The 13,779-nt window shown below is 72.9% G+C and carries 16 protein-coding genes and 1 tRNA gene; 9 read left to right on the top strand and 8 right to left on the bottom strand.

All coding sequences use genetic code 11. The features are described 5' to 3' along the window. Positions 1 to 75: 75 nt before the first annotated feature. Complete coding sequence (ssuE, locus tag OG521_37200; protein ID WUW26102.1) at positions 76 to 633, top strand: NADPH-dependent FMN reductase; 558 nt, start codon at positions 76 to 78, stop codon at positions 631 to 633. Between the two features lie 107 nt (positions 634 to 740). After that, a complete protein-coding gene (locus tag OG521_37195) occupies positions 741 to 1,286 on the top strand; it encodes an AAA family ATPase (protein WUW26101.1) in 546 nt (181 codons plus the stop codon). A 39-nt stretch (positions 1,287 to 1,325) separates the two neighbouring features. Here OG521_37195 and OG521_37190 read toward each other — a convergent pair whose 3' ends face one another. Further along, a complete protein-coding gene (locus OG521_37190; protein ID WUW26100.1) occupies positions 1,326 to 1,904 on the bottom strand; it encodes a TetR/AcrR family transcriptional regulator in 579 nt (192 codons plus the stop codon). Positions 1,905 to 2,028: 124 nt separating this feature from the next. On the opposite strand from OG521_37190, the gene OG521_37185 reads away from it, so the two are divergent. Next, complete coding sequence (locus OG521_37185) at positions 2,029 to 2,895, top strand: SDR family oxidoreductase (protein ID WUW26099.1); 867 nt, start codon at positions 2,029 to 2,031, stop codon at positions 2,893 to 2,895. Positions 2,896 to 2,943: 48 nt separating this feature from the next. Here the strand turns inward: OG521_37185 and OG521_37180 are convergent, their stop codons facing one another. Then, positions 2,944 to 4,044, bottom strand: a complete 1,101-nt coding sequence (locus OG521_37180) for a winged helix DNA-binding domain-containing protein (GenBank protein WUW26098.1) — start codon at positions 4,042 to 4,044, stop codon at positions 2,944 to 2,946. Between the two features lie 159 nt (positions 4,045 to 4,203). After that, positions 4,204 to 4,782: a DinB family protein gene (locus OG521_37175; protein ID WUW26097.1), complete on the bottom strand. Its 579-nt coding sequence runs from the start codon at positions 4,780 to 4,782 to the stop codon at positions 4,204 to 4,206. Positions 4,783 to 4,883: 101 nt separating this feature from the next. Between OG521_37175 and OG521_37170 the strand changes: the two genes are divergently transcribed. Further along, the gene (locus OG521_37170) at positions 4,884 to 5,924 is read left to right on the top strand and encodes a WYL domain-containing protein (GenBank protein ID WUW26096.1); all 1,041 of its coding nucleotides are present in this window, start codon (positions 4,884 to 4,886) and stop codon (positions 5,922 to 5,924) included. Positions 5,925 to 6,033: 109 nt separating this feature from the next. Here the strand turns inward: OG521_37170 and OG521_37165 are convergent, their stop codons facing one another. The 3 genes from OG521_37165 to OG521_37155 form a co-directional block, all read right to left on the bottom strand. After that, on the bottom strand, positions 6,034 to 6,843 hold the full coding sequence (locus tag OG521_37165; protein WUW26095.1) for an AAC(3) family N-acetyltransferase: 810 nt from the start codon (positions 6,841 to 6,843) through the stop codon (positions 6,034 to 6,036). Between the two features lie 163 nt (positions 6,844 to 7,006). Continuing rightward, positions 7,007 to 7,080: transfer RNA gene (locus OG521_37160), tRNA-Met, on the bottom strand. Between the two features lie 87 nt (positions 7,081 to 7,167). Then, positions 7,168 to 7,875: an SDR family NAD(P)-dependent oxidoreductase gene (locus OG521_37155; GenBank protein WUW26094.1), complete on the bottom strand. Its 708-nt coding sequence runs from the start codon at positions 7,873 to 7,875 to the stop codon at positions 7,168 to 7,170. Between the two features lie 102 nt (positions 7,876 to 7,977). On the opposite strand from OG521_37155, the gene OG521_37150 reads away from it, so the two are divergent. From OG521_37150 to OG521_37135, 4 genes are all read left to right on the top strand, one after another. Continuing rightward, positions 7,978 to 8,817 (top strand): helix-turn-helix transcriptional regulator, encoded by an 840-nt coding sequence (locus OG521_37150; GenBank protein ID WUW26093.1) that lies wholly within the window; start codon positions 7,978 to 7,980, stop codon positions 8,815 to 8,817. Positions 8,818 to 8,926: 109 nt separating this feature from the next. Continuing rightward, positions 8,927 to 9,856, top strand: coding sequence for an LLM class F420-dependent oxidoreductase (locus OG521_37145; GenBank protein ID WUW26092.1), 930 nt, complete (start codon positions 8,927 to 8,929; stop codon positions 9,854 to 9,856). 133 nt (positions 9,857 to 9,989) lie between these two features. Beyond that, positions 9,990 to 10,868 (top strand): sigma-70 family RNA polymerase sigma factor, encoded by an 879-nt coding sequence (locus tag OG521_37140; protein WUW26091.1) that lies wholly within the window; start codon positions 9,990 to 9,992, stop codon positions 10,866 to 10,868. Positions 10,869 to 10,989: 121 nt separating this feature from the next. Further along, positions 10,990 to 11,505, top strand: coding sequence for a hypothetical protein (locus tag OG521_37135; GenBank protein WUW26090.1), 516 nt, complete (start codon positions 10,990 to 10,992; stop codon positions 11,503 to 11,505). A gap of 40 nt (positions 11,506 to 11,545) precedes the next feature. Here the strand turns inward: OG521_37135 and OG521_37130 are convergent, their stop codons facing one another. Further along, complete coding sequence (locus OG521_37130) at positions 11,546 to 11,833, bottom strand: DUF2087 domain-containing protein (GenBank protein ID WUW26089.1); 288 nt, start codon at positions 11,831 to 11,833, stop codon at positions 11,546 to 11,548. Positions 11,834 to 11,992: 159 nt separating this feature from the next. On the opposite strand from OG521_37130, the gene OG521_37125 reads away from it, so the two are divergent. Continuing rightward, complete coding sequence (locus OG521_37125; protein ID WUW26088.1) at positions 11,993 to 12,433, top strand: GNAT family N-acetyltransferase; 441 nt, start codon at positions 11,993 to 11,995, stop codon at positions 12,431 to 12,433. A gap of 63 nt (positions 12,434 to 12,496) precedes the next feature. On the opposite strand, the gene OG521_37120 is transcribed toward OG521_37125, so the two are convergent. Then, positions 12,497 to 13,747: an MFS transporter gene (locus OG521_37120; protein ID WUW26087.1), complete on the bottom strand. Its 1,251-nt coding sequence runs from the start codon at positions 13,745 to 13,747 to the stop codon at positions 12,497 to 12,499. Positions 13,748 to 13,779 lie beyond the last annotated feature (32 nt).

The following is a 13,779-nucleotide window of genomic DNA, read 5'->3' as shown; positions in this document are numbered from 1 at the left end:
ATGTCGTCCGGCCGCACGTCCGCCCGGCCGGTACCGCCCCGCCCACTCGCGTTCCCCGATCCGAAAGGTTCCCCCATGGCCACCATCCTGTCCGTGTCCGGCAGCCCGTCCTCGACCTCCCGCACCGCGCGGCTCCTGCGTGAGCTGGACGACCGGCTGAGGGCCCAGGGCCACGACGTGACCTCGCTGGAGGTCCGCACACTGCCTCCCCACGCGCTCCTGGGCGCGGACTTCAAGCACCCGGCGATCGTCGGGGCCACGGAACTCTTCGAGCAGGCGGACGGGGTGGTGATCGCCACTCCCGTGTACAAGGCGGCCTACTCCGGGCTGCTCAAGTCGCTGCTCGACGTGCTCCCCCAGTACGCGCTGACCGGCAAGACCGTCCTGCCGCTCGCCACCGGCGGCAGCATCGCCCATGTGCTGGCGATCGACTACGCGTTGCGCCCGGTGCTGAGCTCCATGGGCGCCGCGCACATCGTGCCGGGGTGGTTCACGCTCGACAAGGACATCACCGTCGGCCACGACGGCGCGCTGACCGTGGCGCCCGACTCGGCCGAGGCGCTGGCGCAGGTGACGGACGGGTTCTCCGCGGCGCTGGACAGCCGGACGGCGGTACTGGCGGCCGCCGAGTAGGCAAGCTGGAGTGCCGTTGGGCAGACGGGGCCGGGGGCACAGAAGCATGCTGAGGACGCAGAGCATGCCGGGGGCCTGCATGGCCCGTTCCTGGAGGAGAGGTCCGTGTGAAGGAGCTGGATTCCGCGGTCGTCCTGGTGACCGGTGTGATGGCGTCGGGGAAGTCCACGGTGGCCGAACTGCTCTGCGCTCGTCTGCCGCGGGCCGCACATGTGCGGGGCGATGTCTTCCGCCGGATGACGGTCTCCGGCCGCGAGGAGCTGCTTCCGGAGGAAACGGCGGAGTCCCGGGCCCAGTTGGAGCTCCGCTACCGCATCTCGGCGATGGTCGCCGACGCGTACGCATCGGACGGCTGGACCGCGGTCGTCCAGGACATCGTCCTGGGTGAGGACCTGCTCCGGTACGTGGAAGGGGTGCGCACCCGCCCCCTGTACGTCGTCGTGCTGGCTCCCTCCACGGACGTGGTGCGGAGCCGGGAGGCCGGACGGGCCAAGACCGGGTACGGGGTCTGGACCGTTGAAGCGCTCGACCGGTCGTTGCGCGTGGAGACCCCGGACATCGGTCTCCGGCTGGACAGTTCGGAGCTGACCCCTGACGAGACCGTCTCGGCGATCCTCGCGCGTCTGCCCGCTGCACGCGTCGATCCCCGATGAGCGTGCGGGCCCCTCGCGGACCCGCACGCTCATCCCCCTCTAACGAGCGCCGGCACCGGCCCGCAGACCGTTGACCATCAGCTCCAGCAGGTGCTCGGCATGGTCGTCGTCCACCTGCTCGCGCATCCAGGCCGCGGCGTTCATCAGCGCGTTCACGTCCGCCGCCGTGACGCCGTCGCCCACCGCACCCGCCCCGTGCGCCGCGGCCAGCAGGTCGTCCGTGATCGCCGCCATCCGCGCGCACGCCTCGTGCAGTTCCGACGCCTCGTCACCGAGGCCGCCCATCTGCAACTCCGCAAGCCCCCGGTAGGCCGCCGCGTGTGTCGCGACGGCACGCATCCACTGCGTGAGGGCGTCCAACGGCTCCCTGTCCCTGCCCAGTTCGTCGCCGAACGCGAACAGCTTCGCGTGCCGCTCGCGCAGCAAGGCAGCACACAGAGCGAGCCGGTTGGGGAAGTGCCCGTACAGCGTCCCGATCGCCACTCCGGCGCGGCGGGCGATCCCGCCCAGTGACGCACCGGTGCCCTGCGCGCGGAACGCCTCGTCCGCCGCAGCCAGGATGGACTCCTGGTTCCGCTGCCCGTCGGCGCGCGGCCGACGTGTTCGAGTGCTGCTCATCTGTGTGCTCACCTGTCCGCCCTTGTGCCTGGTCCTGCGTCTGTTCCTGTGCCTGCCCTTGTCAAGTCGAGGGGTACTCGACTTATTATCCCGAGGGATCCTCACTTTAGACGAAGGGCGTCACATGATTCTGGTCACCGGAGCCACCGGCTCCATCGGCAGACATCTGGTCCGCCGGCTGCGGGAACTCCGGGTGGAGTTCACGGCGCTCGTCCGGAATGCCGACAAGGGCCGCGCGCTCGGCTGCCGGTACGTCGTCGGGGACCTCGACGACCCCGGCTCCGTCGCGGCGGCGCTGGTGGGTGCCGACCGACTGCTGCTCAACTCCGCGGGGGCCGCCCCCACCGCCGACGGGGCACCCCAGCCGATGATCGCCCAGCAGAAGGCCGTGATCGACGCGGCCGTACGTGCGGGCGTGACCCGCATCGTCAAGGTCTCGGTCTGGCACGCGCACCGGGGCGGCAGGCTCGCCGAGGGGGCGCACTGGGAGATCGAGCAGCATCTCAAGGCGTCGGGCGTCGACTGGTCGCTGCTCCAGCCCAGCGGCTTCATGCAGAACTTCCTCACGGGAGCGGGCACGTTCAGCGACGACGGAAGTCTCATCGCGGCCGCTCCCGACGCCCCCGTCTCGTACGTCGACTGCTACGACATCGCCGCCTGTGCGGCCTCGCTGCTCACGGAGGACGGGGGCACGGGACGCGCGTTCGTGCTGACCGGCCCCGAAGCGCTGACGATGGCCGAGATCGCCGGGCAGCTCTCCCCCGTCCTCGGCCGGCCCGTCGGCATCGTGAGCCTGGGGCCTGACGCGATGGCCCTGCGGCTCCGGACGCTGGGGGTTCCCGCGCAGTTCGCCGACGACGTAGCCCACTTGTGGGCCGAGGTCGCGACCGGCTCGCTGGCCGGGACGACCCGCGAGGTCGAGAACCTGACCGGCCGCGAACCCCGCACCTTCGCCCAGTTCCTGCACGCCAACCGGGCCGCCTTCCGTTGATGCGCGGCCAAGGACGCACCGGTTCGCCGTCTCTTCCCGCCGTCGTGGTCAGCGGGGAGAAGGGGCGATCCGGACGCGTCGGCTCGCGTCGTCCGAGAGGAACGCCGCCAGCTCCCGCCCCTCCTCGGTGACGGCGCTGCGGTCGCTCCGGCCGAGGCGGGTCAGCGGAGTCACCGTCACGGTGTCCTCCTCGACGCTCCACGTCGCGGCGACCCGGCCGTCGACGAGGACGACACGCTCACCGGCGACCGACAGGCCGCGGTGGGCGTCGTCGATGATCCGGGTGCGGTCCTGATAGCCGAGGATCGCGTTGTCGAACGCGGGCAGGAAGCGCACCGGGGCGGGCGTGTCGGGGTCGGGCCTCGGCGCGTCGGGCAGGTCCAGGAGTTCGCGGCCCCGCTCGTCGCGGAAGGTCACCAGCTCCTCCCGGATCGCGGCGATCGCCGCCGGCAGTCCGGCCAGGCCGCTCCAGGCCCGCAGGTCGGCCGAGGCGGCGGGCCCGTAGGCGGCCAGATAGCGGCGGGCCAGGGCTTGACCGACGGGGTCGGTGCCGTCAGGAGCGGGCGGGTCGGCGGCGCGGCCCAGCCAGTCGGCGAGCGGCACGTTGCGCACCCCTCCCTTGGTGCGCCAGAGCCCGCGCGGCGGCGTCTGCACCATCGGGACGAGCGCGGCGACCAGCATCTCGCCGAGGGGGCGCGCCCCCGGCGCCGGCCAGCGGCCGGCGACCTCCCGGGCGAGCTGGGTCATCGATCGTGGGACACCGTCGGCCATGACGGCACGGCCGGCCGCGGCGAGTTCGTCGAGGTCCACCCCGGCGAGTTCGCTCCGGTACGTGCCGAGCACCCGTTGCCGCAGCATGGCGTCGTGCCGGGCCCGCCAGGTCAGCGCGTCGTCCGCGGTGACGAGGTGGACGGTGCGGCGCATGAGGTGCGTCCGGACCACGTCCCGTCCCGTGAGGAGGTCCGAGAGCACCGCCGGGTCGAAGGCGCGCAGCCGTGACCAGAGCCCGGTGAACGGTTCCTGCGGCTCCTGCGCCTGGAGACCGCCGAGGTGCGCGACGGCGTCGAGCGCGGGCAGATCCGCGCGGTCGAGCAGGAGCTGCCGGGCGAGCGTCGCGCGGTTGAGCGCCCGGGTGCCGAGAACGGTCATCGGGGCGCACCGGGGCGCGCACGGGGGCCGGTCACCGGGGCGTTCATTCCGGGGGCGACGGCGGGCGCGCTGCCCCGGGCGTCTGCCCGCTCCCGTTCGTACAGCTTCACAGTGGTTCCGTTCTCCTCGGTTCCGTACACGTCGCAGGTGGGCTGCCGGTCAGGTGGCGGTCCGGCCGTCGATCGTCTCGCGGAGGATGTCCGCGTGCCCGGCGTGCTGGGCGGTCTCGGCGATGACGTGCGTCAGGACCCGCCGCACGCTGCGCACCGCTCCCGGCTCGTGCCAGGGTGCCGCGGGCAGCGGGTGGGTCGCGGACAGGTCGGGTACGGAGGCGATGACCTCCTCGGTCCTGGCGGCGACCTGCTCGTAACGGGCGACGACCCCGGCCAGGGTGTCGCCGGGCAGCATCCGGAACTCGTCCTGGTGGTCGGTCATCCACTTCGGGATCTCGCGCGCGGTACCGGCCGCGAGGTCCGCCCAGGTGACTCCCTCGGGCAGGTCGTGGCCCATGGCGGACGGGCCCGAGACCACGAACCGCATCCAGCTCTCCTCCGTGGACGCGACGTGCTTGATCAGCCCGCCCAGGCAGAGCGCGCCCGCGGTCGGGGTCCGTGCGGCCTGCTCGTCGTCGAGGTCCCGGGTCGTGGCGACGAGCGCCGATCTGGCTGCCGCGAGCGCGGCGAGAAGATCCTCGCGCTCGGCGTCGACGGCGGGCTGCGGCGTGGTGGAGGGGGTCATGGCGATCGGTTCCTTCCGGTGGGTCCCGTGGTCCTGCACACACCTACCGTCGCAGGAGAAGCGGTCAGGTCATGGCCGCTTCTCCGGGCACCATGGGAGGCATGCCGAAGACATCAGCGCGACTGCTGTCACTGCTCTCACTGCTGCAGGCCCGCCGGGACTGGCCGGGGGCGCTGCTGGCCGAGCGCCTGGACGTCAGCGCGCGCACGGTCCGCCGCGACATCGACCGTCTGCGGGAGCTCGGCTATCCCGTACTGGCCTTCAAGGGGCCCGAGGGCGGGTACCGGCTCGACGCGGGGGCCGAACTGCCGCCGCTGCTGTTCGACGACGAACAGGCGGTCGCCCTCGCCATCGCCCTGCAGACCGCCACCACGACGGGGGCCGGGATCGAGGAGGCCGCTGCGCGCGCCCTGAACACCGTCCGGCAGGTCATGCCGGCCCGGCTGCGCCACCGCGTCGACACCCTCCGGGTCACCGCCGTGGAGCGTGCGGCACCCGGGGCCCACCCCCAGGCCGACAGCGCCGTGCTCATGGCGCTCAGCGCCGCCGTGCACGCGCGTGAGGTGCTGCGGCTCGACTACGCCGCCGCGGGCCCGCCGGAGGCGAAATCACCGCGCCGGGTGCAGCCCCACCACCTCGTGACGTGGGGCGGGCGCTGGTACCTCGTCGCCTGGGACCTCGACCGGGAGGACTGGCGCACCTTCCGCGCCGACCGGATCACCCCGCGCACCCCCAGGGGCCCCCGCTTCACCCCGCGCGAACTGCCCGGGGGCGATGTGACCGCCTTCGTGGCGGGCCGGTTCCGGGGCACGGGCGGCACCGGCACCTGGCCGTGCCGCGGCGAGGTGATTCTCGGCCTGCCCGCGGCCGCCGTGTCGCGCTATGCCCGGGACGGCATCGTCGAGGCCCTCGGCCCGAACCGGTGCCGGCTCGTCCTGGGCTCTTGGTCGTGGCCCGGCCTGGCCGCCGCCGTCGGCGCGTTCGACACCGACATCACGGTCGTCGGCCCGGCGGAGCTCAGGGATGCCTTCGCGCTCCTGGCCCGCCGGTACGCGGACGCGGCGGGAGACCGAGCCGCCGGACCGCCGATCGGTCACACCGCGAACCCGACCCGTGCCAGTAGCTCGCCTGCCGGTCCCTGACGGTCTGCTCGCCGGCCGGGAACACGGTGTCCGACGGCATCGTGGCTCGGCGGCAACGCGGTGTCCGGTCCGCGCCTTGCCCGAGCGGGCACCGGTACTCCGACCGCGGTCAGACGCCGTGTGCCCGCGGCCGGTGCTCGGGCAGCCAGGCCACCGCATGGGCCACGGCGTCGGTGAGCGGGAACAGCCGGGTCTCCGCGCCGCCGACCCTGCCCCGTGCCACCGGGTGCCCCTTCTCGAAGGACGCGCCCAGGTCGTCGAAGCGTTCGGAGGAGATGGAGGTGTCGCCCACCGTGCTCCAGCGGCGGCCCCGCGGGGTCATGGCCGCGAAGGAGTTCCGCACCTGCGGTGCGGCGATCCGGTACTCGGCCAGGTGGAACGCGGTACAGGAGTCGAATCCCGCGCCCAGGAGCAGAATCCGGGCGTCCGCCTCCTCCAGCCGGGCCAACGGGCTGCGCTCGCCGAGCCTGCAGTCGAGCGCGTGGCCGTCGACGATCGCGGTGGCGCGCGGTCCCACGGCCGCGAACGAGGTCTGCGGGTGGCTGCTGCGGAGCGCTCCGGGCCAGGTGCGGAGCGTCTCCGGGATGACGCCCACCCCCAGGCTGCGTGTGGTACGCGCGTCGAAAGCCGGCGTCGCGGCCCGGATGCCGTCCCACCAGGCCTCCGGAACGGGCGGGTTGGTCCAGTGCGCCGGGTCAGAGTTGTCCGCGGAGTGCGTCGGGACGACCAGGGTGCCTTCGGGCCCGAGGGTGTCGAGCAGCGCCGAGACCACGGCACCGGGGCCGCCGCAGACCCAGCCGAGCGAACTGAGCGAGGAGTGCACAAGAAGCGTCTCGCCCGGGCGTATGCCCAGTGCGCGCAGGTCGGAGGCGAGCGACTCACGGGTGCACAGGGGGCCGGTCGGGGGCTTGATCGTCATGAAGGGTCAGTCTCCGGGTGCGGCGGACCCGGCACCAGTGGTTTTCTCCCCGCCGGAAAGCCCTCGCCCGGTCGGCCGCGGGCCGGTGCAAGTGCACTCACCGGCCCACCGCACACATGCAGCAGGGCCCGGAACCTGATGGTTCCGGGCCCTGCTCCGACAGTAGCGGGGACAGGATTTGAACCTGCGACCTCTGGGTTATGAGCCCAGCGAGCTACCGAGCTGCTCCACCCCGCGTCGTTGTGTTCCCCACCGTATGCCATGTCCGGGGCCCCTCCTGACCACTTCCCCGCCCGGGCCCGGTGTTCCGGGTCGCGCGCGCCGTCACCACGGCAGCGGCCCCTCGGCGGAGAAGAAGCCCCCGGTGGGCCCGTCGGGGCCCAGGAGCGCCATCCGGACGATGATCGCGGCGCCCTGCTCGACCGTCTGCACGCCGGTGTTCCCGTTGAGATCGGTCTTCGTGTAGCCGGGTTCCACGGCGTTGATCCGGATGTCCGGGAACGCCTTGGCGTACTGCACGGTGATCATGTTCACCGCGGTCTTCGAGGCGGGATACGCCACACCCGGGTAGGCGTGCGTCGGGGTGCCGGGGTCGGTGACGCGGGCCAGCGAGGCGAGGCCGCTGCTGAGGTTCACGACGACCGGGGCGGCGGACCGCCGCAGCAGGGGCAGGAACGCGTGGGTGACGCGTACCGTGCCGAAGACGTTCGTCTCGAAGGTCCGGCGCATCATGTCGGCGGTGACATCCGCGGCGCCGACCACCTCGTTCTCCGCGCCCCGGCCTTCGACGCCCGCGTTGTTGATCAGTACGTCCAGTCCGCCGTCCGCCTCGACGGCACGGGCGGCGGCTTCGACGGACGCGTCGTCGGTGACGTCGAGAACGACCGTTCGTGCGCCCAGTTCCTCTGCGGCGAGGCGCCCGCGCCCGGCGTCCCGGCTTCCGATGTAGACGGTGTGGCCTGCGGCGACCAGCCGGCGGGCGGTCTCGCGGCCCAGGCCCTTGTTCGCTCCGGTGATCAGTGTGGTGGTCATGGGTCCAGATTGCGGCGGATGGCCGGGCGCAGCCAGACGTCCCGTCTTCCTGGGACTGCCGGTACCAGGAAGACACGCGGCCCTCGGGGCACACTGAGGGGTATGGCGACGTCGGAGTTCGGACAGGCACTGCGACGCTGGCGCGACCGGGTTCCGCCGCAGGCGGCCGGGCTTCCCGCCGGCGGGCAGCGGCGTGCGGCCGGACTGCGCCGTGAGGAGCTGGCCCTGCTCGCGGGCATCTCCGCCGACTACGTCACCCGGCTGGAACAGGGCCGGGCCTCGAACCCCTCGGCCCAGGTCGTCGAAGCCCTGGGCAGGGCGCTGCGGCTGTCGGGGACGGAGCGGACGCACCTGTTCGGGCTGGCAGGCCTCGTCCCACCGGGCCGGGACACGGTGCCCGCGTACATCACGCCGGGTGTCCACCGGCTGATCGACCGCCTGGGCGCGACCCCGCTGGCGGTCCACGACGCCTCGTGGACGCTCCTGCTGGCCAACCCGCCCTACGCGGCCCTGATGGGCGACCCCTCGGGGTGGCGCGGCCACGAGCGGAACGGCGTGTGGCGCAACTTCCTCGGACGGCCGGGGCGGGTACGTCACACCGAGGAGTCGCGACGTGAGCTGGAAGCCGCGCTGGCGGCCGACCTGCACGCGGTCGCCGACCGCTACCCCGCCGATCCGCGGCTGCGCGGACTGGTGGCGGAACTGCGCGCGGGCAGCGACCGGTTCGCCGCGCTTTGGGAGTCCGGCACCGTGGGGCAGCACCGTTCCGCGCGCAAGACGATCGACCATCCGCACGTCGGAGCGCTCACGCTCGACTGCGACGTCCTGACCGTGGAGGGCAGCGAGCTGCGCATCATGGTCTACACGGCCGAGCCGGGCACCGAGGACGCCGAACGCCTGGCACTGCTCACGGTGCTCGGCACCCAGGCCCTCGTCGGCTGACGCGCCGCCCCGGCCCGCTCCCCCGCCACCGGCTCCGACCGGTCGGCACGTCAGGAACGCCCTGTCGTAGGGTAGTTGTGGTAGCCACTCACACAGAGGGAGCACACGTATGCCGATCGCACTCGGTCTTGGTCTTCCCCAGACGAAGCAGTACGACCTCAGCCGTGACGTCGCCACCGCGGCGCGCGCCGCGGAGGCCGTGGGATACGAGAGCCTGTGGGTGTTCGAGCGGGTACTGTTCCCCGAGCCTGCGACCCAGGGTCTGTACGGGGTTCCGGGGCTGGCCTGGCCCGAGCACTACCGCGGGGTCTCCGACCCGCTGATCACGCTGACGCTGGCCGCCGCGGCCACGGAGCGGGCCCGGCTCGGCACCAGTGTCCTCGTCGCCCCGCTGCACGTGCCCTTCCAGCTCGCTCGTTCGCTGGCCACACTCGACGCCGCCAGCGGCGGCCGCGTGGTCGCCGGGCTGGGTACGGGATGGTCCCTGGACGAGTACGCGGCCGCTTCCGTCGCCCCCTTCGAGAAGCGCGGCGCGGTGCTGGACGAGCTGCTGGACGTGTGCGCGGCCGTCTGGGGTCCGGACCCCGTCTCGTACAAGGGGGATCTGACCACGATCGCGCCGTCCGAGGTGGGGCCCAAGCCGGCCCGCCCGATCCCCGTCTATCTGCCGGCCGGCAGCTCCCGGGCCAGGCGCCGTCTGGTCGACCGGGCCGACGGCTGGATGCCCGTCGCCATGGGCCCCGCGCAGCTGTCCGAGCAGTGGCGGCAGCTCCAGGACCTCGCGGCCGAGCGGGGACGCGAGCGTCCGGTCGGAGTCTGTGCCCGTGCCAACGCGCGGTACAGCGCGACCCCTGTGGCCGGCCCGGACCGGAAGCCGTTCCACGGCAACACCGCGCAGATCGTCGAGGACCTCGCCGCCCACGCCGCCACGGGCGTGCCGGAGATCATGCTGGACCTCCAGACGCAGCTGCGTGACGTGTCGGAGTACGTCGACGTGGCGACCGAGGTGTACGAGGCCGCGCGGGCGGCCGGCGTCTGACCGCACGGAAGGCGGCGGGGCTGCCGTCACGCTCCGGTCCCCGGTTCCATGACGGCTCCCCGCATCCCCGGCGGATCCGCTGCCACCTGACATTCCCCTTTCCGGGACACCCGCCGACGGAGGAACGCGACCGATGGACGACCGCACCGCACTGGCCGAGCGGTTCGAGACGGACAGGAGCCATCTGAAGGCGGTGGCCTACCGGATGCTCGGTTCGGCGGCCGAGGCCGACGACGCCCTCCAGGAGTCGTGGCTGAGGGCCTCTCAGGCCGACCTCAGCGAGGTCCGGAACCTCACCGGCTGGCTGACCACCGTCGTCGGCCGGGTCTGCCTGAACATGCTCCGCTCCCGCCGTACCCGGCGTGAGGATCCCATCGACGCGTACGACCGGACGTCCGGTCCCGGCGAGGGGGACGACCCGGAGCAGGAGGCCGTGCTGGCCGACTCGGTCGGACTGGCCCTGTTGGTGGTGCTGGACACGCTGGCGCCCGCGGAGCGTCTGGCGTTCGTGCTCCACGACATGTTCGCGGTGCCGTTCGACGAGATCGGCACGCTGCTCGACCGGTCGGCGGACTCCGCCCGGCAGCTCGCGAGCCGGGCCCGCCGCCGGGTCAAGGGCGGTGGTGCGGCGCCCGTCGCGGATCTGGCACGTCGCCGGCGGGTCGTGGAGGCCTTCCTGGCGGCGTCCCGCGGCGGGGACTTCGACGCGTTGGTCGCGCTGCTTCATCCCGATGTGGTCCTGCGTGCCGACCGCTCGGTCGTTCCCACACCGGAGCCCGTCGTGGTCCGGGGCGCCCACACCGTCGCGCAGGGCGCGATGGCGGCCACCGGACGGGCCCTGTTCACCGGGATCGCGCTCGTCGACGGGTCGGTCGCACTGGCGATGGCGCCGCTCGGGCGGCTGCGCCTGGTCCTCGGCTTCACCCTCGTGGACGGCCTGATCACCGAGATCGATGTCGTCGCGGACCCCGACCGGATCCGCGGGCTCGACATCGCCGTCCTGGAGGACTGACAGGGGCTGCGGCCGGGCCCGTTGTCATACCCCCGTGGCAGGGTTTTCGACGGATGCCCGACCGGGTGTCCGCCTCTCACTGTCGGACGCAGTCGTACGGCTGCCGAAGGAGCGCCTCACCATGTCCGTGGCCGACGACACCCGCACCTCGCTCGCCGCCGCGGCGGCGCTGCTCGCACCCGCCCATCAGGCCGTCGGTGACCGGGTGCTGCACGCCGTCGACGATCCCGGGGCGTACGTGCGCGCCCACGCCGGCGCGCTGGCGGACCGGGGTATCGACGCGCCGGTGCCCGACCTCGCCTGGATAGCGCTCATCGACGCGCTGGCCGACCACCGGCTGCTGGCGGAGCTGGACTGGAAGGAGGACTCCGCGGAGATACGCTCCCAGCTGCGCGGGCTCGACTCGCGGCCGTCCGTGGATCCTTGGGTGCTGTTCGAGGAGGGCGACATGCGCCTGCCGACCCATGAGTTCCTGGAGACGTGCGGCCGGCACTACCGCGAGGTCGGCGGGGCGCTCGTCGTCCTCGACATCGAGTCGGACTGCTATCCCGTGGTGGGCCTGCGCGCCGCACGGGTCGAGGAACTCACCGCGCTCGCCGCCCGGGCGGGGTTCACCGCGCGTCCGCTCGGCGGCTGATCACCGGGCCGGGCGATCGCCCACCCTGCGGGCCGGTCCGTCATGCCGCCGGGTCCTGGGCGCGCCGATAGCTGACGCCGTCCTTCGTCCGGGTCAGCAGGCCGCCGATGACCATGTAGCGGCGCAGAGCCGCGCAGTCCTCGTGAACGGTGAGAAGGGCGTCGTTGACCTCACGTTCGGAGTACGTCCGGCCGGGCTCGAACAGCGTTTCCGTGAGGTGGACGAGGAGTTGCTCGCGGCGGGCCGTCTTGCGCGGGATCGCCGTGAGACGGCCGTGCGAGAAGAGGGCGGCCACCCCGTGGCTGGAGCTGGATCGGTTGTCGGACATGCCGCGAAGCCTGTCAGCAGCTCCGGCCTGCGGCAACACATTTCTCGGCGCTGCCCGGCGGGGACTGACCATCGACGTCCGTCCGTCGGGATGTGTTCTCAGCGGTCTGCCCGGCGGAACCGAGTTGACGCAGGGGTGTTCACACGGTTCCCTGCTGCGATGAGTGACCTTCGCATCGAGCGGGTGGACGGCGACGCCATGCTCCTGGACTGGCGCCGCGTCCACAACACGATCATTCCCACCGCGGTGCTGTCGCTCGCGGAGGTGACCGAACGCGCCGGCCGCAACCTGCTGGCCGTCGCATACCTCGACGACGTTGCGGTGGGCTGCTCGACCGTGCGGCCGCCGGCCGATGGCGCTTCGGTGGCCACCGTGATCGCGCGGGTGCTGCCGGATCACCGCGGCCAGGGGTTCGGCGGTCAGTTGTACGCGCGTGGCCTGGCGGAGGCCCGTGCGCTCGGCGCCGCCGTGATCGAGACCTGTGTCCTCGCGTCGAACCCGGAGGGGCTGCGCTTCGCGCTCGGCCATGGATTCGTCGAGACGGATCGGTACGTACTGCCGGGCGACAGCGTGCCGTTCGTCGATCTGAGGCTGGCCTGATCCCATGACGGGCACCCGGTCCATGGACCGGGTGCCGGTGTCCTGGCCCGCGGTCGCGGTGTGTCACGGGTTGCTCGCGACCGGGTCGCCCTCGTGGTGCGGCGCGTGGTCCTGCCCGGGAAGCAGGAAGGGGGTCGTCAGGAGGAGCAGACCGGCGATGGCGATGGCGGTACGGGGGCCGCTGAGGGCCGCCAGCAGACCCCAGAGTGCGGTCAGCGCCGCGATGGTGAGTTTGCTGGTGACCGACCACGCCGACAGCGTGCGGGCGATCCGGTCGGGTGGGACCTGCTCGAGCCGGTAGGTGGCGAACACCGGGTTGAACACGCCCATGCAGGTGATCAGTCCGAACTCGACCGCGACGACGAGCGCGAGCCCGGCCACGCCGGGCTGGACGAAGGCCGGCCCGATGGACCAGCACGCGCGCATCGCCCCGGCGGTGAGCAGCACCTTGTGCCGTCCGAACCGTGCGACGAGCCGGCGGGCCAGCCGTGAGCCGACGATGCCGCCGACGCAGGGCAGGCCGAACGCGAGACCGTACTGCCAGGGGGCGAAGCCGAGGTCGCCGAGCATGAGGACGGCGAGCAGCGGCGAGGTCGCCAGGATCAGGCCGTTGACCAGGACCGTGTTGAGGAACAGGGGGCGCAGGGCCCGGTGGGTCAGGATGTGCCGCCATCCTTCGAGCAGGTCGCCGGGGCGGAGCCGCCCCCGGTGCGCGCCGGTGCGTGCGGGCTGCGGCTCGTTGCCGCCGATCGCGCGGATTCCCGCCGCCGAGAGCAGATAGCTGACCGCGTTGGCCACCACGGTCATGACCGGGCCGAAGAACCCGATCGCGGCCGTGCCGGCGGGCGGCCCGAGCACGGTGGCGGTCCAGGTCGTGGACTCGAACCGCGCGTTCGCGACGAGCAGGTCCTCCGGCCGCACGAGCGCCTTCACACACGCGCCACCGGCCGCGTTGAAGGCGATGTCGGCCGCGCCGACGACGACGGACACCACCAGGAGCTGGACGAAACCGAGCAATCCGAGCGCGTACGCGGCGGGGACGCTCATCAGCGCCACGCACCGGATCAGGTCCATCGCGATCATCACCGGCCGCTTGCGCCGGAACTCCACCCACGGCCCGAGCGGCACCGCCACCACGGCCCCCACCGCCGGCCCCGCGGCCGCCAGCACCGACACCTCGGCCGGACCGGCGCGCAGTACGAGGATCGCGATCAGTGCGAACGCGTCGAACGCGAGCCACGTGCCGAACGTGCTGACCCCGCAGGCCGCCCACAGCCACCCGAACCGCCGGCCCAGGCGTCTGTTGCCCCTCATGCCCGGCTCACCCACCCCTCAAGCTCCCGTCC

The organism is Streptomyces sp. NBC_01463 (assembly GCA_036227345.1).
Taxonomy (GTDB): domain Bacteria; phylum Actinomycetota; class Actinomycetes; order Streptomycetales; family Streptomycetaceae; genus Streptomyces.
Note: the sequence above shows the minus strand (reverse complement) of the source record. Positions and strands in the feature narration are given on the sequence as shown.